Here is an 18,263-nt window from a genome sequence, read left to right on the forward strand (position 1 = left end):
GCCGCTGCTCAGCGGTGCAGCTCGGAGACCAGCGCGGAGAACGGCCCGGCCACCGCAGGCGCCACCGCGATCACCATCGGCTCCCCCACCGGGGCGCCGTCCAGCCCGCTCACCACCGCCCCGGCCTCGGCGGCCACCAGCGCGCCCGCGGCGTGGTCCCACGGGTTGAGGTCGAGCTCGAAGTAGGCGTCGACCCGCCCGGCGGCCACCGCGCACAGGTCCAGCGCCGCGCTGCCGAACCGCCGGATGTCGCGCACCCGCGTCACGAGCTCCGCCACGACCGCCCCCTGCGCCCGCCGCTGCTCCACGCGGTAGCCGAACCCGGTGGCGACCATCGTCTGCTCCAGCGACGGCGGCGTGCCCACCGCGAGCCGGCGCACCGGCCGCCCCGGCGCCGCCAGCCACGCGCCACCCCCGGAGGCCGCCGTGAACAGCTCCCCCGTCGCCACGTTGAGCACCGCCCCGGCGCGGACCACCCCGTCGACCTCGGCGGCCACGGAGACGGCGTAGGCCGGGATGTCGTACAGGAAGTTCACGGTGCCGTCGATCGGGTCGACGATCCACCGGACGCCGCTGGTCCCCTCCCGCGCCGCGCCCTCCTCCCCCAGCACGCCGTCCTCGGGCCGGGCCTCGAGCAGACGCCGGACCAGCAGCTCCTCGCTGGCGGCGTCCACCGCCGTGACGACGTCGACCGGGCTGGACTTGGTGCTCACCCGGTCCCCGGCGGACTCGCGCCCGCGGGCCACCAGGACGGCGGCCTCCCGCGCCGCCGCGACGGCCACCTCCAGGAGGTCGCCCGGCTCGGGGGTGGCGGGGACGGCTGCGCGCGCGGATGCCATGCGCCCGATCCTGCCGCAGCGGCGCCCCCCTCGTCGGGGCGGCCACGGGCACGCGAGCGGCGGGAGCGGTGAGGCCCGTCCACTAGCCTATCGCCGTGCAGGGCTTCGGGGTGGACATCGGCGGCAGCGGCATCAAGGGGTGCCTGGTCGACCTGGACGCGGGACGGCTCATCGGGGAGAGGCTGCGCATCGAGACACCGCAACCCTCGCTCCCGGAGCCCGTCTTCGACGTCGTGGCGCGGATCGTGGACTCGTTCGGCTGGTCCGAGCGCGTCGGCGTGACCTTCCCCGGGGTGCTCAAGTCGGGCGTCGCGCACACCGCGGCCAACGTCGACAAGAGCTGGCTGGGCACCGACCTCGCCGCGGGGGTGGCCGAGCGCATCCCCGGGCCGGTGGAGACCCTGAACGACGCCGACGCCGCGGGCCTGGCCGAGATGCGCTACGGCGCCGGCCGCGACCGCAACGGCGTCGTGCTCATGCTCACGTTCGGCACGGGGATCGGCAGCGCGCTCTTCGTCGACGGCCGGCTGGTGCCCAACACCGAGTTCGGGCACATCCAGGTCGACGGCGAGGACGGCGAGAGCCGCGCCTCCGCGGCCGCCCGGGAGCGGGAGGAGCTCAGCTACCCGGACTGGGCGCTGCGCGTGGACCGCTACCTCGACGTCCTGGAGGCCAGCGTCTGGCCGGACCTGATCATCGTGGGCGGCGGTGTGAGCAAGAAGGCGCACAAGTGGGTGCCGCTGCTCTCCACGCGCACCCCGGTGGTGCCGGCCGAACTGCAGAACGACGCCGGGATCGTCGGCGCCGCGCTGGCCGCCGTCGAGCGCGCCGAGGCCTGACCGCCCGGCAGCGGACCCGCGCGGCCACCCGGCCGGGGCCCTCCGCCCGCCCCCTCGGAGCGAGGGGACCAGGTGCGAGGCGGTGGTTTCACCCGGGGACGTCGTTACAATGGTGGAGCCCCAGCCCGCCGCTCTCCAGCCGGGAGGGATCCCCCGACCCGAACGCGGCCAAACGCCGTGCCGGTCACGCGGGGGTCTCACGTCCCTCGAGCGCAGGCCGGAGCCGCTGCCCGCGGGCCACACGGTCTCCGGGGAACGCACCCAGCACGGGAAGGAACCTGAGTGCCCGCCGATCAGCCAGCACCGGAAGCAGCCGCAGCGAGCACCCCGCGCGCCAGGACGGCCGCCGCCGGTACCCGTGCCAAGAAGACGGCCACCGAGCCGGCTGCCGCACGGAAGAAGGCACCGGCCAAGGCCGCCGGTACCAAGACCGCGGCCAAGGGCCGCGCGAAGCCGGCGATCACGCCGTCGCCGGGCGGCGGCGAGGGCGCCGTGCTCACCGCGGTGGCCACCAAGGAGGGCGCGGTCGCGGTCGTCGACGCCGGCTCCGAGGGGCTCAAGCTCGACGAGACCGTCGTCACCGGCAAGGACGGCGTCGAGGTCGCCGCCGAGGAGGAGACCGCCGAGGGCGGCGACTTCGAGTGGGACGAGGAGGAGGAGTCCGAGGCGCTGCGGCAGGCCCGCAAGGACGCCGAGCTCACCGCCTCGGCCGACTCGGTCCGCGCCTACCTCAAGCAGATCGGCAAGGTCGCGCTGCTCAACGCCGAGGAGGAGGTCGACCTCGCCAAGCGGATCGAGGCCGGCCTCTACGGCGCCGAGCGGCTGCGGCAGGCCGAGGAGGAGGGCCAGAAGCTCTCCCCGCAGATGCGCCGCGACCTCAACTGGATCGTCCGCGACGGCGAGCGCGCCAAGAACCACCTGCTGGAGGCCAACCTCCGCCTCGTGGTCTCCCTGGCCAAGCGCTACACCGGCCGCGGCATGGCGTTCCTGGACCTGATCCAGGAGGGCAACCTCGGCCTGATCCGCGCGGTCGAGAAGTTCGACTACACCAAGGGCTACAAGTTCTCGACCTACGCGACGTGGTGGATCCGCCAGGCCATCACCCGCGCGATGGCCGACCAGGCCCGCACCATCCGCATCCCGGTGCACATGGTCGAGGTCATCAACAAGCTCGGCCGCATCCAGCGCGAGCTGCTCCAGGACCTCGGGCGCGAGCCCACCCCCGAGGAGCTGGCCAAGGAGATGGACATCACCCCGGACAAGGTGCTGGAGATCCAGCAGTACGCCCGGGAGCCGATCAGCCTGGACCAGACGATCGGTGACGAGGGCGACAGCCAGCTCGGCGACTTCATCGAGGACTCCGAGGCCGTCGTCGCCGTGGACGCGGTGAGCTTCACGCTCATGCAGGACCAGCTCACCAGCGTGCTGCAGACCCTCTCGGAGCGGGAGGCCGGCGTCGTCCGCCTCCGCTTCGGGCTCACCGACGGCCAGCCGCGCACGCTCGACGAGATCGGCCAGGTCTACGGCGTGACCCGCGAGCGGATCCGGCAGATCGAGTCCAAGACGATGTCGAAGCTGCGCCACCCCAGCCGGTCGCAGGTCCTGCGCGACTACCTGGACTGAAGAAGGACCCCTCTCCTCCCCACGCCTCGCAAGCCCGGCGCGGGCCCCTGGGGAGGGTCCGGTTCCACGATGTCGCCCGTGGCCGGTGACCTCTCGGGGTCACCGGCCACGGCCGTCGCGCAAGAGGGTCACGAACGCGTGACACCCGGTGTGCGCCGACACCTGTCGGGTAGACGGCGTAGCGTGGTGCCCGTCAGAACAGCAGCGGACCCACGGTCGGGCCGGTCGAGCACCGGTCCGGCAGATGATCACCAGCACGTGCACCACCAGTTCCACCCCAGTGACGTCCCCTGCTGGACCCGCTCCACCCAGACCCGGTGTGTTACGGACTCATCTCTTTCGGCGAGTCCGGGATGAACCGGGTCGGAACGGGAATCCGAGGGGCCATCCTGGCGCTGTGCAGGAGGCCGATCCGCAGCCGCGGGTCCGTGCGGTAGAGAGCGAGTGATGACCCAGATGACCCAGACGCTGACGACGACCCCCGCCGCCGACGACCTGGTCGTGCCCTTCCACTGCGACCGCTGCGGCGCACTTGCCAAGGTCCGTGTCGTGCTCGCCAACGGCAGCGACCTCGTGTTCTGCGGACACCACGCCCGCGAGTACGAGGGCAAGCTGCGTGACATCGCCGTCGACATCATCGACACTGAGGGCGAGCAGCGCGCAACTGCGTGAGAGAGGCGCTATCGTCGCGCCCGCGATGACCGCCTCACCCGACGACGCCGCCGCGTCCGACGTCCCGCCTCGTGCGGGCGCCGGGCCGGCGGCTCCGTCGTCTCCGGGGAGCCCCGGTCGGCGGCGACCGGAGGAAACCCCCATGTCCCAGCACCACCCCGCGCCCGACGAGACGGTGCGCATGCGTCCTGACGGCGGGGACGGCCCCCCGCCGCCGACCGGTCAGACGCCGGCGTACGAGGCCGCTCCGGACGACACCCGGCCCGTGGGCCGTGACTGGCAGCGCGGTGCCCCCGCCGCACCGGCCACCGCCGGGACCAGCTCTGCCGAGACCGGGCCCACCGAGACCGGGCCCACCGAGACCGGGCCCACCGAGGCCGGGCCCACCGAGGCCGGCTCCCCCGGAACCGCTCCCTCCGGCACCACCGCCGCCCATGACGCCTCCGCCGAGGCCGCTCCGGTCCAGCAGGCGGGCAGCACCGGCACCGAGCCCGGCCGGGACGCCTCCCGCGAGGAGGACCCCGCGGGCACCGCCGTCATCCCGCCGGTGGACGACCGCACCACCGCCCTCCCGGCGGAGGACGGCGACGTCCTGCCCACGGTGCCCGTGGACCAGGGCGCATCCCTCGCGGCCCGCAGCCCCGGGAACGGGGGTGCCGACGGCCCGCCCACCGGCGACGGCGGCACGGAGGGGCCCCGCGGGCCCTGGTGGCGCCGTCGCGCGGCGCTGGTGCCGGCCGGCGTCCTCGCCGCCCTGGCCGTCCTCTACGGCGCCGACCTGCTGGTGGCCTCCGGCGAGGTCCCCCGCAACACGGTCGTGGCGGGTGTCGACGTCGGCGGGCTGGCGCCCGCGTCGGCCGCGCAGCGGCTCGAGGAGCGCCTCGCCCCCCGCGTGGTCGCCGACCACCCGGTGACCGCCGCCGACGTGACGGGGACCCTCTCCCCCGCCACGGCCGGCATCACCCTCGACGTCCCCGCCACGGTGGACGCCGCCGAGGAGCAGCCGCTCAACCCGTGGACCCGCCTGGTCACCCTCTTCTCCGACCGGGAGGTCGAGCCGGTGATCACCGGGGAGGAGACCGCGCTGCAGGCCCAGATCGAGGGCATCGCCGCCCAGGTCGACCGGGCCCCGCAGGACGCGACCATCGCGATCGAGGGCACCACGCCCGCCGTCGTGGAGCCGGTGGACGGCCGGACGCTGGACCGCGAGGGTGCGGCCGAGGCGATCACCGAGGCGCTGGCCTCCGGCGGTGACCCGAGCACGCCGATCGAGCTGCCCGTGGACGTGGACCCGGTGCGCGTCGACGCCGAGGAGGCCACCCGCGTCCTCGAGGAGACCGTGACTCCGGCGCTGTCGGCACCGGTGCAGGTCGTGAGCCAGGACGGCGCCACCTCCGTCGAGGTCCCGGTGACCGCCATCGCCGGCTCCCTCACCTTCACGCCCCAGGACGACGGCGAACTGGCCGTCGGGCTCGACCCCGAGGCGCTGGGGACGGGCCTCGGCGACGAGCTCTCCGAGTTCGGCACCCCGGCCCAGGACGCCACGTTCGAGGTGTCCGGCGACACGGTGAGCGTCGTCCCGTCGGTCGACGGCACCGGCATCGCGCCGGCCCGCTTGGCCGAGCAGCTGCTGCCCGTGCTGACCGAGCGGGCGCCGCGGACCGTCACCGCCGAGCTGGGGCCCGTGCCGGCGGAGTTCACCACCCAGGAGGCCGAGGCCCTCGGCATCCGGGAGGAGATCTCCAGCTTCACCACCAACATCGGCAACCCCGCGAGCGGCACGAACATCCGGGTGGTCGCCGAGGAGGTCGACGGGGCGATCATCATGCCCGGGGAGACCTTCAGCCTGAACGGCTTCACCGGGCCCCGCGGCCTCGCGCAGGGTTACGTGGAGGCCGGCGTCATCAACAACGGCGAGTTCACCACCGCCGTGGGCGGCGGCATCAGCCAGTTCGCCACGACGATGTTCAACGCCGTCTTCTTCGCCGGCCTCGAGGACGTCTTCCACAAGCCGCACAGCTACTACATCAGCCGCTACCCGGCCGGCCGCGAGGCGACGGTCTACTACGACTCGATCGACCTGAAGTGGCGCAACGACGGCGACACCGGCGTCTACGTGGACACCGCGTGGACCCCCGGCACGATCACGGTCACCTTCTACGGGACCAAGCGCTACGAGATCCAGTCGATCAGCAGCGAGCGCTACAACATCCGCCAGCCGGTCGTGCAGGACAAGCCCGACAGCCCGACCTGCGAGCCGCAGGCGGGATCGACCGGCTTCGACATCACGGTCACCCGGGTCTTCCGCGATCTCGGGACCGGCGCGGAGATCAGGCGCGAGGACTTCCGCACCCGCTACGCCGCCGAGCCGGTGATCAACTGCGTGCCGGTGGAACCGCCGGCGCCAGGACCGGAGGGCACCGCCCCGGGCGGCGCCCCGGCGCCGGGCGGCCGGCGCCCGTCGCGCGCCCGGGCGGCCTGACGTCCCGTCCCGACCCGCCCCGGTGGGGTGCCGCACCCGGCACCCCACCGGTCGGTGGACGCCCTGGCGTGCACACTGGGCAGGTGAGCGCCGTCCTCCCCAGCGGCTCGCCCGCCGGGGTCGGTGCGGACGAGCCCGCTGACCGTGCCGGGACGGCGGGGTCCACGCGGGCCGACGTGCCGCGCCCTTCCCGGGTGCGCCGGTGGCCGGCGGTGCTGCGGGTGCCCCTGCAGGTGCTCGGCCGCACGCTGGCCAAGGCGTGGCAGGACCGCATCATCGGGCTGTCCGCCGAGGCGGCGTTCTGGCAGATCCTCTCGGTGCCGCCGCTGCTCATCGGCCTGCTGGGCTCGCTGGGCTACCTGGGCTCGCTGATCGGCGCGGACGCCGTCGCCCAGATCGAGGAGCAGCTGCTCGAGGCCTCCGCGCAGGTGCTCACCGCCGACGTCGTCGACGACTTGGTCCGCCCGACGCTGGCCGACATCCTCGGCTCGGGGCGGCTGGAGCTGGTCAGCGTCGGTTTCCTGCTCTCCCTGTGGGCAGGCTCGTCGGCCACGGCCACCTTCATGAACACGATCGTCATCGCCTACGACCAGCGCGACGTCCGCGGCCCGATCCGCACCCGGCTCAAGGCGCTGTGGCTCTTCGTCGTCGGGCTGCTGCTGGCGGTGCTCACGCTGCCGCTGCTCGTGCTCGGGCGCGGCAGGCTGGTCGCGCTGGTCCCCCCGGACTGGCGGGGCACGACGGACATGCTCATCAACGCCGTCTACTGGCCGATCGTGGTCATCGGGCTGCTCCTGGCGCTGACCAGCTTCTTCCACGTCGTGCTGCCGCACCGGCTGCCGTGGCGGCGGCAGCTGCCCGGCGCGGTGCTGAGCCTCGGCTTCTTCCTGGTGGCCGCCCTGCTGCTGCGCGCCTACGTCAGCGACATCCTGACCGTGGCCCTGCCCTACGGGGCCCTCGCGGCACCGATCGGCGCGCTGCTGTTCTGCTTCTTCTTCGGGATGGCGGTCCTCCTCGGCGCGGAGTTCAACGCGACCATCCAGTCGCGCTGGCCCGCACCCCTGCGCCGCCACGAGCGGCGCCGGCGCGAACGGCGGCAGGCGAAGATCGACGAGGAGGCCCGCCGGCTCGGCCTGCGGTGAGGCCGGGCACTCAGTCCTTGCGGAGCTGCTCGTAGACCTCCTTGCAGGCCGGGCACACCGGGCTGCCGGGCTTCGGGCTCTTCGTCACGGGGAAGACCTCGCCGCACAGCGCCTCGACGAGGGTGCCCATGACGGCGCTCTCGGCGATCTTGTTCTTCTTGACGTAGTGGAAGACCTCGTTGGCGTTGCCGGTGTCGGAGTCGCGGACGTCCGGCCGCTCGAGGATGTCGCTGCTGCTCATGAGGCGCTCCCTGCTCGACGGTCGAGTGGTGCGGCGGGGTGCACCGCGGTGCTCCCGTACCCGCCGACCATGATGACAGGGTGCCGCTCCCGAACAGCTCCCCCCGCCCGGTCCTGTCCCCCGAGGTCGCCGACGCCCTGGCCGGCGGCCGGCCCGTCGTCGCCCTGGAGAGCACCCTGCTCGCCCACGGCCTCCCGCGGCCCGACAACCGGGCGGCCGCCGACGAGGTCGAGGCCGCGGTGCGGGCCGGCGGCGCCGTCCCGGCCACCATCGCCGTGCTCGACGGCACCCCGCACGTCGGGCTCACCGCCGAGCAGGTCGACCGGGTCTGCGCGGACCCCGACCTGGCGAAGCTGGGCGTCCGCGACCTGCCCGTGGCCGCCGCGCTCGGGATGAGCGGCGCGACGACCGTGTCCAGCACCGCGCTGCTGGCCGAGGCGGCCGGGGTGGCGGTCTTCGCCACCGGCGGCCTGGGCGGGGTGCACCGGGAGTCCGTCGAGACCTTCGACGAGTCCGCCGACCTGACCGCGCTCTCCCGCACCTCGCTGGTGGTGGTCTGCGCGGGGGTGAAGTCGATCCTCGACGTCCCCGCGACCCTCGAGCGGCTGGAGTCGCTGTCGGTGACCGTGGTCGGCTACGGGACCACCACCTTCCCCGGCTTCTACGTCGCCGACTCGGGCTCGGCGGTGGACTGGTCGGTCGCCGACGCCGAGCAGGCCGCCGCGGTCTTCGCCGCCCGCCGCGGACTGGCGCCGGGGGCGGTGGTGGTGGCCAACCCGCTGCCGGCCGACCAGCAGCTGGACCGGGAGCTGCACGACCGGGTCATCGCCGACGCCCTGGCCGCGGCGGGTGCGGCCGGGGTGCGCGGCAAGGACGTGACGCCCTTCGTGCTCGACCACCTGCACCGGGCGAGCGGAGGCGCGACGCTCGAGGTGAACGTGCGCCTGGTGCTGCGCAACGCCGAGCTCGCCGGCCGGATCGCCGCGGCGCTGGCCGCCCGCCCCGCCTGAGCGCGACCGTGACGTCCCGGGTCGTCGTGGTCGGCGACGTCGCCACCGACGTCGTCGCGGTCCTCTCCGGGGAGCCGGCCCCCGGCTCGGACCGGCCGGCCCGCATCGTCAGCCGCGGGGGCGGCGCGGGCGCGAACGTGGCCGCGCACCTCGCCCGCCTGGGGACGCCGGTCGTGCTGGTCGGCTGCACCGGGGACGACGCCGCCGGCGCCGGGCTGACCGCCGAGCTGGCGGCGGCCGGGGTGGAGCTGCGGGTGCGCACCGTGCCGGGCGCCGCGACCGGCACCATCGTCAGCCTGGTCGAGCCCGACGGGCAGCGGAGCATGCTCGCCGACCGCGGCGCGAACCTGGCGCTGCGCCCCGCGGACGTCCCCACCCCCGCAACGGGCGGCCACCTGCACCTGTCCGGGTACACCCTGCTCGACCCGGGGCCCCGCGCCGCCGGGCTGGCGGCACTGCAGGCGGCCGCGGGCGCCGGGTGCACCGTCTCGGTGGACCCGGCCTCGACCGGCCCGCTCCGCGGCTACGGGGTGCAGCGCTGGCTGGCGGACACGGCCGGGGCGACCATGGTGCTGCCCAACGCCGACGAGGCGCACCTGCTGACCGGCTGCGCCGACGTCACCGAGGCCGCGCGAGCCCTGGCCGCCCGGCACCCCGTCGCCGTCGTGACGCTCGGGGCCGAGGGCGCGCTGTGGGCGGCGGGCGGCGAGGTCGTGCACCGACCCGCCCGGCCGGCGGCCGTCGTGGACACGACCGGGGCCGGGGACGCCTTCGCCGCCGGCCTCCTCGCGGCGTGGCTGGGCACCCCGCACTGCTCCCCCGCGGAGGCGCTGGACGCGGGGCTGGCCTGCGCGGCCGAGGTGGTCGGTCGGCCCGGCGCCCGCTGACCCGCGCTCAGCCCTCGATGACCCGCCCGGGCCGGGCGGGGTTCTCCAGCACCCGGTCGGGCCGGACGTCGACGCCGCGCAGGCGGGTCCCGGGCTTCGGCGGGCGGTCGTTGGCCATGACGACGGCGATCCACGGCAGCACCGTGCCCAGGACCGCCAGGATGACCATCAGCCAGACGACCTTGTAGAAGATGGCGGCCAGGATGAGCGCCAGGGCGCGGATCGCCATCGTGATGGCGTAGCGCCGCTTCCGCCTGGCCTGCTGCTCGGCCAGGCTCGGGGCGGCCTCGGTGATGAGCACCGGCTCCGGCTTGCGCGCTCGCGGGAACTGCTGGCTCGAGGCCACGGGCACCCTTCCCTCCGCTGGCCGGTGTCCGCGGGGTCGCGCCCCGCCGGCTCCCGGACCACCCCCATGGTGCCACCGCGCGGGGCCCGGTGCAGGCGCCTCGGTCACCCCGCCGAAGCCTGCTTCGCCGCCTTCGCCGCCTGCTTCTGCTCCTGCTTGAACGCCCGCACCTCGGCCAGCGACTCGGGACCGGTGATGTCGGCGACCGAGCGCCGTGAACCGTCGGTCCCGTAGTCCCCTGCCGCCTCCCGCCAGCCGGCCGGGGTGACGCCGTACTGCTTGCCCAGGAGGGCCAGGAAGATCTTCGACTTCTGCGCACCGAAGCCGGGCAGGCCGGTCAGGCGCCTCAGCAGGGTGGCGCCGTCGCAGCCGTCGGCCCACAGCCCCTCGACCCGGCCGTCGTACCGCTCGACCAGCGTCCGGCAGACCTCCTGTGCCCGGCCGGCCATCGACCCCGGGTACCGGTGGAGGGCCGGCGGCCCCTGGAAGACCCGCACCAGCTCCTCGGGGTCCATCGCCGCGAGCTGCTCCGCCGAGAGGGTCTCGACGCCGAGCCGGTCGGCCAGCAGCCGCGGGGCCCCGAAGGCGCGCTCCATCGGGAACTGCTGGTCCAGCAGCATCCCGATCAGCAGGGCGAGCGGGTCCCTGCCGAGGAGCTCGTCGGCAGCGGGGTCCTGGGCGATGCGGAGGGTCGGCACACCGGAGATGGTGCCGTAGGACGGCCCTGGAGAGATCACCCACCGGCAGGTGGCGCGATCGCCCCGGTCAACCGGTCTTCACCGGGTCCGCCGTTGCTGTGCATCCGTGAAGCCGCTGTCCAGCACCTCGGAGGTGAGCATGACGATCGGGTTCCGTCCGACCGAGGACGGCGAGCAGATCCTCCGTGAGCCGATGCGGGACGACGAGCGCCGATGTCCTCCGCCGCGCTGCGCCTGCTCGACCGTGCACCGTGGCTCGCCCGGGCCCGTGCCGACGCCGAGCGATCGGCGGACGACGACCTGTCCGGCAGACCGACGTGTGGTTCCGCGGCGCGGTCCACCGGGTCGAGGCACCGGCAGCGAAGCCCTCACCGTCTCGTCGACGCGTGTGCTGGTCCAGCAGCATCCCGATCAGCAGGACCGACCGGATCGCCGCACAGCAGGTCAGCGGCGACCTCGTCCCGGGCGGCTCATGCCCACCGGGCGAGTGCAGTGCAGGTGTCGAGCGGAACCTCCGTGAGCCCGCTGTCGAGGACCTCGACCTGTGAGTGGAGCCGCAGGTGCTGCCAGCGTTCGACGTCCGGGTGCTCCACGAGCACGGGGAACCGCGCCGACCTCCACAGGGTGAGCCGGTCGGCCGGCATCCGCATGGCCACCAGCTGGGCAGCATGACCGGCCGCCGCGCAGGCCTTGCCCAGCGACAGGGACGGATCCGGGCAGATGGACACCACGACCGACCCCGACGGGCGCGGATCGATGGCTGCGGCCGCGTCCGGATCGGCCGGTTCCCTCCCGGTCAGCGGCAGCCTGCCGATCGCTGACGGGGTCCGCACGGTCGATCGAGGCACGAGCGCGCGCACCTCCGCACCGGCCACCACGGCGGTGATGCCGGCGACCGCCTGCACTCGCTCCCAGGCAGCGCCCCGGGCTCGGCGGCAGAGCTTTCGCACGCCGCCGGTCAGCCAACGGTCGACATCGGCGGCCCACTCGCCGCCGGGCAGCGCCCGGTCGTCGGAGAGCAGTCGGACCACCGCAACGGCGGCGGCCCGGCACACCGCCGTGCGCGACGGCGGGTCGACCTTCTCGACACGGGCGACGAGCTGCATCGCGGACTGCGTCTCGCACCGGACCACCGCGCACATCGAACCGCCTCTCCGCCACACCGCACGACGTCGTCGACGGGCCGGTCCGCCGGCCCCTCTCCGGTTCGCTCCAGCCTCACCTCAGCCCAGGGTGCAGACGTAGTAGGCGTTCTGCGGGTCGGTGTCGATCTGGCGGACCTCGACGTCGGCGAAGCCCGCCTCGCCGAGCATGCGCAGCGCGGTCTGCCGGCCCCACATGGTGCCCAGCCCCACCCCGCCCAGGCCCAGCGAGACCGGCATGCAGTGCAGCAACGAACAGGTGTACAGGAGCGTCGCCAGCGGCAGGTCGATGTTGTCGGCGACCTCGCTCGACCCGGTGATGTCCACCATGAGGAAGACCCCGTCCGGCCGCAGCGCCCGGGCGATGGCGGCCAGCACCTGCGCCGGCTGCGCCTGGTCGTGGATGGTGTCGAAGGCGGTGATCAGGTCGAAGTCGTCGGCGTGGTCCAGCACGGCCACGTCCTGCACCTCGAAACGGGCGTTGGGCAGCTCCCAGCCGGCTGCCTCGGCCCGGGCCCGGCCGATGGCCTCGGTCGAGAAGTCGTAGCCGACGAAGCGGCTCGCCGGGAAGGCCCGGGCCATGAGGTTGACCGCGTGGCCGGAGCCGCAGCCGAAGTCCGCGACGTCGACGCCGGCCGTGAGCCGCTCCGGCAGACCCGGGACGAGGGGCAGGATCGTGTCGAGCAGCGAGGCGTCGTTGACGGCCGCGCTGTCCTCGGCCATCACCTCGTGGAACCGGCTGAACGCCGAGTAGGGCACTCCCCCGCCCGAGCGGAACGCCTCCACCACCAGGTGCTCCGCCTCGGCGAGCATCGGGATGTACCGGCACAGCCGGGCCAGGTTGTCCGGTCCGGCGGCTCGGGTCAGCACGGCGGCGTGCTCGGCGGGCAGCCGGTAGCTGCGCGACGACGCGTCGTGCTCCACGACGCCGGCCACGGTCAACGCGGCGAGCCACTCGCGCACGTAGCGCTCCTGCAACCCGGCGGCCTGCGCGATCTGCTCCGACGTGGCGTCGTCCAGATCCGCCAGCACGTCGAACAGTCCCAGTTGGTCGCCGATGCTGCACTGCAGCACCAGGCCCGCCGCATCGACCGCGCCGACCATCCGATCGGCGAACGCCGCCGCGCGCCGCTCGTCCTTCGGGCGCTGCTGCGTCTGGGTAGTGGTCATGGTCCGCTCCGGGGGATCCGCGCTCGAGCAACCGCTCGGCTGCTCGGGCCGACGCTAGGGCGGGCGCGGACCGCGGCGCTTCGGTGCGAACACCCATCCGCGCGGGACGCGGGTGAGTGTTCCCGCGTACTCCCGTCAGACCATGCGGTGCTCGACCGCGTACCGGGTGGCGGCGGACCGGGAGGTGACGCCGAGCTTGGGGTAGAGGTTGGTCAGGTGCCGCTCCACCGTCCGCCGGCTGATCGTGAGGGTCGCGGCGATGCCGGCGTTGGGCAGCCCTTCCGCGAGGAGGCGCAGCACCTCGCCCTCCCGCGGGGTCAGGCGGGACCGCGCCGGCGCGGCAGACCGGCCGCCGAGATCCGACCAGGCGGGACGGGCGCGCAGCCGGGCGAGCACCTGCGCCGCCGCTGCCTCCTCGAACTTCGCGCTGGCCCGGTCGCCCAGCGCCCGGTAGCAGCGGGCGAGCAGCTGCCGGGTGCACGCGGCCTCGTAGGGCGTGCCCAGTTCCTGCCACCGACGGCAGGCGGCCCGCAGGGACGGCAACGCCTCGGCCGGGGATCCCCGTGCCAGCGCGACCGCACCGGCTGCGGTGTCCGACAGCGGGACGACGAGGGACTGCGGCCAGGTCCGGCCGAGCTCGTGCAGCTCCTCCGAACGCCGGTGCGCCTCGGGCAGGTCGTCCGCGGCGCAGGCGATGCGGACGGCCGCCGCCAGCAGGCGGGCGCGGTGGTGCAGGTGGCCTTCGGTCCTGGCCAGCAGCGCCGTCCGCACCGCAGCGCCGGCGGAGGCGACATCGCCGCGGTCGAGCTGGAGGAGGGCCAATCCGGGCTGCGGGTCGGCGCCGCGCCGGTGCGCCTCCGCGAACGCCGCCTCGGCCCCGAACCGGTCCCCCGTGATCAGTCGCACCTCCCCGCGGACCAGCCAGGCCGCCCCGACCGTCTCCTGGCACAGCTCGTGCAGTTCGCGGCAGGTCCGGTCCAGCGCCGGCTCGACCCGCTCCCACTCACCGGACAGCTGCCAGAGCCGGGCCCGGTACACGCGGCACGCGCCGGTGAAGAGCACCGCCGCCGGCAGCGAGTCCAGCCACTGCTCGGCGCCCTCGAGCCAGAGGCGCATCCGCGCGACGTCACCGACCCGCTCGGCGACCTCCATGGCCATGCAGAAGGCGTTGCCCAGCCACTCCGGCGACAGGGCCTCGGCGTCCAGCCCCACCATCGCTTCGTCGAGCAGCGTCATCCCCTGCCGGACCCGCCCCGTCCCGACGAGGGCGTACCCCTCGGCGACGAGGGCGGCCAGCGCCAGCGTCCGGTCCGGGTGCCGGTGCGACAGCGCGACGATGTCGCGGGCCGCGACCAGAACGCCCTCCGGCGAGGCCTGCGGCAGGTTGTACTCGACGTCGCGGTAGAACGCGACGTACCCGTGCGCCGGCGACTCCGGGACGTCGCGCAGCAGCCGCCCGGCCCGGTTCATCCAGCCGGAGCCGAGCGGGAGCTGCCCGAGGAGCAGGTGGTGCATCGCCACGTCGAGGGCCGCCAGCGCAGCCGCCTCGATGCGGCCGGCGTCCATCAGTTGCCGGTGCGCCCGGGCGACGAGGCGGACCGACTCCTGCGCCCGTCCGCACCACCAGCTGGCCTGCGCCGCCGCGACCAGGTCGTCGGGGGAGCTCAGCCGTCCCTGCTCGGCCGCGCGCGCGAACGCCTCCCGGGCCGCAGGCCAGTCGCCGCCCCGGGAGGCCGCCCGCGCCGCGTCCAGCGCCGGCCCCGCCGTGGCCATGCCGCCAGTGTCGACCCTGACGGCGTCGTAGGGCTACGCCTTCACCGCCACGGCGCCGACGACGGCGCGTCACCTGCTCCCCCGCCACTCCGAGTGCCACCTGGATCACGCCGGTGACGACGGCCACCGGACCGAACACGTCGATCCTCGGGCTCTCGGTCCCGTCGTCCTGACGGTCGGGAGGTGCCCGGTCCGGGCACGGCGTACCCCGTACCGCCGGTCGTCGCGGGGATTCGTGAGCGCTCCGCGACCGGAGCCGTGAAACCGGCTCCCCCTTCGGCTCGTGGGGGACCAGACTGTCCGGCGGGACCGTGCCGGGCCCGGTGACCGGCACGGCAGGCCTCCGACGCTGAGGAAGGTCCGCGATGGACTCCGACATCCCGATCCTGTACTACCGGCCCGGCTGCCCCTACTCCACCAAGCTCCGGGCGCAGCTCACCCTCGCTCGCGTGCCGCACCGGTCGGTGCGGTTCCGCGACGACGAGGAGGGGGCGGCCGAGGTACGGGCCCGGCACGAGAAGGGGTACGAGCTCTCGCCGACCGTGGTCGTCGGGGACGAGCACCTGACCAATCCCTCGGTCCGGCAGGTTCGCGAGGCGATGGCGCGCCGCTGACGCGCGGCACGACCGATCGCCGCCGTACGCCTGCTCGTGTGCAGAGCCGGCGACCCGTCCCCCGACCCACGCGCCGACCGGTCCGAACCGCTCCGACCGTTGCCATACTCGGAACCGTGGCCGCGCCCCCACCCGCGGAGCGCCCGCGGTTGAGCGAGCTGATCTCGGCGATCTCGTTGGCCATCGATCTGGCCACGGGTCAGCCGATGGAGCACGCGCTGCGCACCTGCCGGCTGGCGACCAGCCTCGCCCGGGAACTCGGCCTGGATCCTGGGACGACGAGCGACGTGTACTACGTCGCCCTGCTGCGCTTCCTCGGGTGCACGGCGGATGCACCGGAGATGGCGCACCTGGCCGGGGGTGACAACCTGGAGTTCTTCGCCGGCTTCGCACCGGTCTACATGGGCTCGACCGCAGAGGGCCTCCGCGCCGTCGTACGAGGCGCGGGCCGGGGGCAGCCGCCGGCCCGACGGGCCCGGCTCGTGGTCGAGACGCTGCGGGCCTCCCGGTCGGAGGTGTCGCACTGCGAGGTGGGCGCCCGGCTGGCTGCTCGGCTGGGCCTCGGCAGCGGTGTGGTCGAGGCACTCGGGCACGCCTACGAGCGGTGGGACGGTCGGGGACTGCCCGACGGGTTGGCCGGCGAGGCGGTGCCGGTCGCCGTCCGGGTGGTGGTCGTCGCGCGCGACGCCGTGCTGTGGCAGCGGTTGGCCGGCGCGCAGGTGGCCCTGGACGTGCTGGCGCGCCGCCGGGGCGCCGCGTACGACCCAGCGGTCGTGGACGCCGTCCCGGTCGTCGGTCTGCCCGACGACGGCCGCTCGCCGTGGGATGACGTGCTGGCGGCCGAGCCCGCGCCCGTGGCCCGGATGGACCCCGACGGGGTGGACCGCGCGCTGGCAGCGGTCGGTGACTTCACGGACCTCCGCTCCACCTGGACCCGGGGCCGCTCGGCGCAGCTGACCCGCACGGTCGGGCGGGCCGGCGAGGCGTGCGGCCTCGCCGGCACGGATCTCGCCACGCTGCGCCGTGCTGCGCTGGTTGCCGACGTCGGCACGGTCGGCGTTCCCGCGGGCGTGTGGCAGCACACCGGTCCCCTCGACGTGGCTGCGACCGAGCGGGTGCGGCTGCACCCCTACCTGTCGGAGCGGGTGCTCGGCCGGTGCACCGGCCTCGAGGCCGTGGCCGCCGTGGCCGGTGCACACCACGAGCGGCTCGACGGATCCGGCTACCACCGCGGCACGGCGGGCGGCCGGCTCTCGCGGTCCGCCCGCCTCCTCGCGGAGGCCGACGTGTGGACGGCCCTGGGTGAGGACCGGCCGCACCGGCCGGCCCTGTCGCCGGCACGCGCCCGCGACCTGCTGTGGGCGGAGGCCACCGGGGGGCGCCTGGATCCGGCGGCCGCAGAGGCGGTGCTGGCCGCGTCCGAGGGCACGACCGTCCACCGGTCGATCCCCCGGCCGGCCGGGCTCTCCGACCGCGAGGTCGAGGTGCTGCGCCTGATCGCCCGCGGCCACTCCAACCGGGAGGTGGCCGGCCGGCTGTGGATCTCGGCGAAGACCGTCGGCCACCACGTCGAGCACATCTACGCCAAGGTCGGCGTCAGCACCCGGCCCGCGGCCGCGCTGTTCGCGATGGAGAACGGCCTGCTGGACGAGTAGGGCGTCCGTCCGATGCGTCGGACCACCGCCCGGTCGGCGCTGGGTGCCTCCGACCGTCCGCGGGGAGCACCCGATGACCCGCCCGGACCGCGCACGCCCGCGACGATGCCTGGTCCTCGATCCGCCCGGCCGCTGCCGTCACCCGGCCAGGAAGGCGAGGACCTCCCGGACCACCAGCTCGGGATCGGTGAGCATCGCCACGTGCCCGTGGCCCTCCAGCCGGGTGACTCGGGCGCCGGGCAGCGCCGCAGCCACCCGCGCCGTGCCCTCACGCAGGTCCGGCGGGCTCTCCGTCCCGTCCAGCAGCAGCGTGGGGACGGCGGAACGCGCGAACCGGGCGGGGTCGAACCGGTAGGCGGCCGACACCTCCTCCTCGCGCACCGCCGTGTGCGCCGCCGCGACCCGCGCCGCCCACGAGGGCAACGTCCGCGCCCGGGCCAGCTGGTCATCGGTGAGTCCGGCGACCTCGCGCAGGAAGACCCCCACGGCCTCGTCCCGGCGGCCCCGCGCCACCAGCTCAGCCACGCGCCGGCGGACCTCCGGGGGCGCGGCCACCTCGATCGGCGGCTCGTAGAGCACCATCCGCCGCATGCCCGAGGTCCGCAGCGACGCCTCCAGCGTGCACAGGGCTCCTTGCGAGTGGCCGAAGACGTCGACCGGCCCGCCGATCGCGTCCACGACCGCGGCGACGTCGTCCGCCTCGGCCGCCAGCGAGTAGTCCGGCGCGTCGCCGCTGCCGCCACGGCCGCGACGGTCCATCGCGTGCACGGTCACGTGCGGCTCGAGCAGCGGCGTCATCACCTCCCACCGGGTGTGGTCGGCGGTGGTGCCGTGCACCAGCAGCAGGTCGGGCCCGGTTCCGCTCGTCCACCAGGCGATGGCGGTCCCGTCCCGGGACCTCGTGCTCCGTGCGATCGCCCCGGGCGTGGTCCGCGTGGTCATGGCTCCTCCTCGTCCGTGATGCCTGACAGGACCCAGCGTCGCCCCGACCCGTGCTCGAGCACATCGGGCGAACACCCCATCCGCCGTCGGGCGGGTGGCCGGCCGGTCCCGGAGCGGAGAGCCTCCGTCGCATGACCCGCGAGAACGTGCTGTGCATGGGCGTCGTTCATCCCGCTGGCGAGACCGCC

Annotated in this window: 17 protein-coding genes; 9 read left to right on the forward strand and 8 right to left on the reverse strand. The window is 75.0% G+C overall.

Going from position 1 to position 18,263, the window contains the following annotated elements:
- Positions 1-8: 8 nt before the first annotated feature.
- Positions 9-839: an inositol monophosphatase family protein gene (locus tag E9565_RS01285; protein ID WP_236825051.1), complete on the reverse strand. Its 831-nt coding sequence runs from the start codon at positions 837-839 to the stop codon at positions 9-11.
- A 95-nt stretch (positions 840-934) separates the two neighbouring features.
- Here E9565_RS01285 and ppgK point away from each other — a divergent pair, with 95 nt between their 5' ends.
- The 5 genes from ppgK (at position 935) to E9565_RS01310 (ending at position 7,597) form a co-directional block, all read left to right on the forward strand.
- Positions 935-1,678 (forward strand): polyphosphate--glucose phosphotransferase, encoded by a 744-nt coding sequence (gene ppgK / locus E9565_RS01290; RefSeq protein WP_236825050.1) that lies wholly within the window; start codon positions 935-937, stop codon positions 1,676-1,678.
- A gap of 282 nt (positions 1,679-1,960) precedes the next feature.
- On the forward strand, positions 1,961-3,301 hold the full coding sequence (locus E9565_RS01295) for an RNA polymerase sigma factor (RefSeq protein ID WP_236825049.1): 1,341 nt from the start codon (positions 1,961-1,963) through the stop codon (positions 3,299-3,301).
- A 447-nt stretch (positions 3,302-3,748) separates the two neighbouring features.
- Positions 3,749-3,973, forward strand: a complete 225-nt coding sequence (locus E9565_RS01300; protein ID WP_236833897.1) for a hypothetical protein — start codon at positions 3,749-3,751, stop codon at positions 3,971-3,973.
- A gap of 142 nt (positions 3,974-4,115) precedes the next feature.
- The gene (locus tag E9565_RS01305; RefSeq protein WP_304505870.1) at positions 4,116-6,455 is read left to right on the forward strand and encodes a VanW family protein; all 2,340 of its coding nucleotides are present in this window, start codon (positions 4,116-4,118) and stop codon (positions 6,453-6,455) included.
- A gap of 83 nt (positions 6,456-6,538) precedes the next feature.
- Complete coding sequence (locus E9565_RS01310; RefSeq protein ID WP_236825047.1) at positions 6,539-7,597, forward strand: YihY/virulence factor BrkB family protein; 1,059 nt, start codon at positions 6,539-6,541, stop codon at positions 7,595-7,597.
- A 10-nt stretch (positions 7,598-7,607) separates the two neighbouring features.
- Here E9565_RS01310 and E9565_RS01315 read toward each other — a convergent pair whose 3' ends face one another.
- Positions 7,608-7,838, reverse strand: a complete 231-nt coding sequence (locus tag E9565_RS01315) for a DUF3039 domain-containing protein (protein WP_236825046.1) — start codon at positions 7,836-7,838, stop codon at positions 7,608-7,610.
- Between the two features lie 80 nt (positions 7,839-7,918).
- Here E9565_RS01315 and E9565_RS01320 point away from each other — a divergent pair, with 80 nt between their 5' ends.
- Complete coding sequence (locus E9565_RS01320) at positions 7,919-8,848, forward strand: pseudouridine-5'-phosphate glycosidase (RefSeq protein ID WP_236825045.1); 930 nt, start codon at positions 7,919-7,921, stop codon at positions 8,846-8,848.
- Between the two features lie 8 nt (positions 8,849-8,856).
- Positions 8,857-9,735 (forward strand): PfkB family carbohydrate kinase, encoded by an 879-nt coding sequence (locus E9565_RS01325; protein WP_236833898.1) that lies wholly within the window; start codon positions 8,857-8,859, stop codon positions 9,733-9,735.
- 7 nt (positions 9,736-9,742) lie between these two features.
- Here the strand turns inward: E9565_RS01325 and E9565_RS01330 are convergent, their stop codons facing one another.
- The 5 genes from E9565_RS01330 to E9565_RS01350 form a co-directional block, all read right to left on the reverse strand.
- On the reverse strand, positions 9,743-10,087 hold the full coding sequence (locus E9565_RS01330; RefSeq protein ID WP_236825043.1) for a DUF3099 domain-containing protein: 345 nt from the start codon (positions 10,085-10,087) through the stop codon (positions 9,743-9,745).
- Positions 10,088-10,185: 98 nt separating this feature from the next.
- Positions 10,186-10,779: an HhH-GPD-type base excision DNA repair protein gene (locus E9565_RS01335; RefSeq protein ID WP_236825042.1), complete on the reverse strand. Its 594-nt coding sequence runs from the start codon at positions 10,777-10,779 to the stop codon at positions 10,186-10,188.
- A gap of 470 nt (positions 10,780-11,249) precedes the next feature.
- Entirely contained in the window at positions 11,250-11,885 is a 636-nt protein-coding gene (locus tag E9565_RS01340; protein ID WP_236825041.1) for a hypothetical protein, read from the reverse strand.
- 117 nt (positions 11,886-12,002) lie between these two features.
- Entirely contained in the window at positions 12,003-13,091 is a 1,089-nt protein-coding gene (locus E9565_RS01345; protein WP_236833899.1) for a class I SAM-dependent methyltransferase, read from the reverse strand.
- A 135-nt stretch (positions 13,092-13,226) separates the two neighbouring features.
- The gene (locus E9565_RS01350; protein WP_236833900.1) at positions 13,227-14,864 is read right to left on the reverse strand and encodes a LuxR family transcriptional regulator; all 1,638 of its coding nucleotides are present in this window, start codon (positions 14,862-14,864) and stop codon (positions 13,227-13,229) included.
- Positions 14,865-15,229: 365 nt separating this feature from the next.
- On the opposite strand from E9565_RS01350, the gene E9565_RS01355 reads away from it, so the two are divergent.
- Positions 15,230-15,478, forward strand: a complete 249-nt coding sequence (locus tag E9565_RS01355) for a glutaredoxin domain-containing protein (protein ID WP_236833901.1) — start codon at positions 15,230-15,232, stop codon at positions 15,476-15,478.
- A 116-nt stretch (positions 15,479-15,594) separates the two neighbouring features.
- A complete protein-coding gene (locus tag E9565_RS01360; protein ID WP_236833902.1) occupies positions 15,595-17,133 on the forward strand; it encodes an HD domain-containing phosphohydrolase in 1,539 nt (512 codons plus the stop codon).
- 138 nt (positions 17,134-17,271) lie between these two features.
- Here E9565_RS01360 and E9565_RS01365 read toward each other — a convergent pair whose 3' ends face one another.
- Positions 17,272-18,075, reverse strand: a complete 804-nt coding sequence (locus tag E9565_RS01365; RefSeq protein ID WP_236833903.1) for an alpha/beta fold hydrolase — start codon at positions 18,073-18,075, stop codon at positions 17,272-17,274.
- Positions 18,076-18,263: the final 188 nt, after the last annotated feature.

This window comes from Blastococcus sp. KM273129, assembly GCF_021698995.1.
GTDB lineage: Bacteria > Actinomycetota > Actinomycetes > Mycobacteriales > Geodermatophilaceae > Blastococcus.

Coding starts and splice junctions, on each gene's coding strand:
- E9565_RS01285 (WP_236825051.1), bottom strand. CDS start 839: ATGGCATCCGCGCGCGCAGCCGTCCCCGCCACCCCCGAGCCGGGCGAC.
- E9565_RS01300 (WP_236833897.1), top strand. CDS start 3,749: ATGACCCAGATGACCCAGACGCTGACGACGACCCCCGCCGCCGACGAC.
- E9565_RS01305 (WP_304505870.1), top strand. CDS start 4,116: ATGTCCCAGCACCACCCCGCGCCCGACGAGACGGTGCGCATGCGTCCT.
- E9565_RS01315 (WP_236825046.1), bottom strand. CDS start 7,838: ATGAGCAGCAGCGACATCCTCGAGCGGCCGGACGTCCGCGACTCCGAC.
- E9565_RS01340 (WP_236825041.1), bottom strand. CDS start 11,885: ATGCAGCTCGTCGCCCGTGTCGAGAAGGTCGACCCGCCGTCGCGCACG.
- E9565_RS01345 (WP_236833899.1), bottom strand. CDS start 13,091: ATGACCACTACCCAGACGCAGCAGCGCCCGAAGGACGAGCGGCGCGCG.
- E9565_RS01350 (WP_236833900.1), bottom strand. CDS start 14,864: ATGGCCACGGCGGGGCCGGCGCTGGACGCGGCGCGGGCGGCCTCCCGG.
- E9565_RS01355 (WP_236833901.1), top strand. CDS start 15,230: ATGGACTCCGACATCCCGATCCTGTACTACCGGCCCGGCTGCCCCTAC.
- E9565_RS01365 (WP_236833903.1), bottom strand. CDS start 18,075: ATGACCACGCGGACCACGCCCGGGGCGATCGCACGGAGCACGAGGTCC.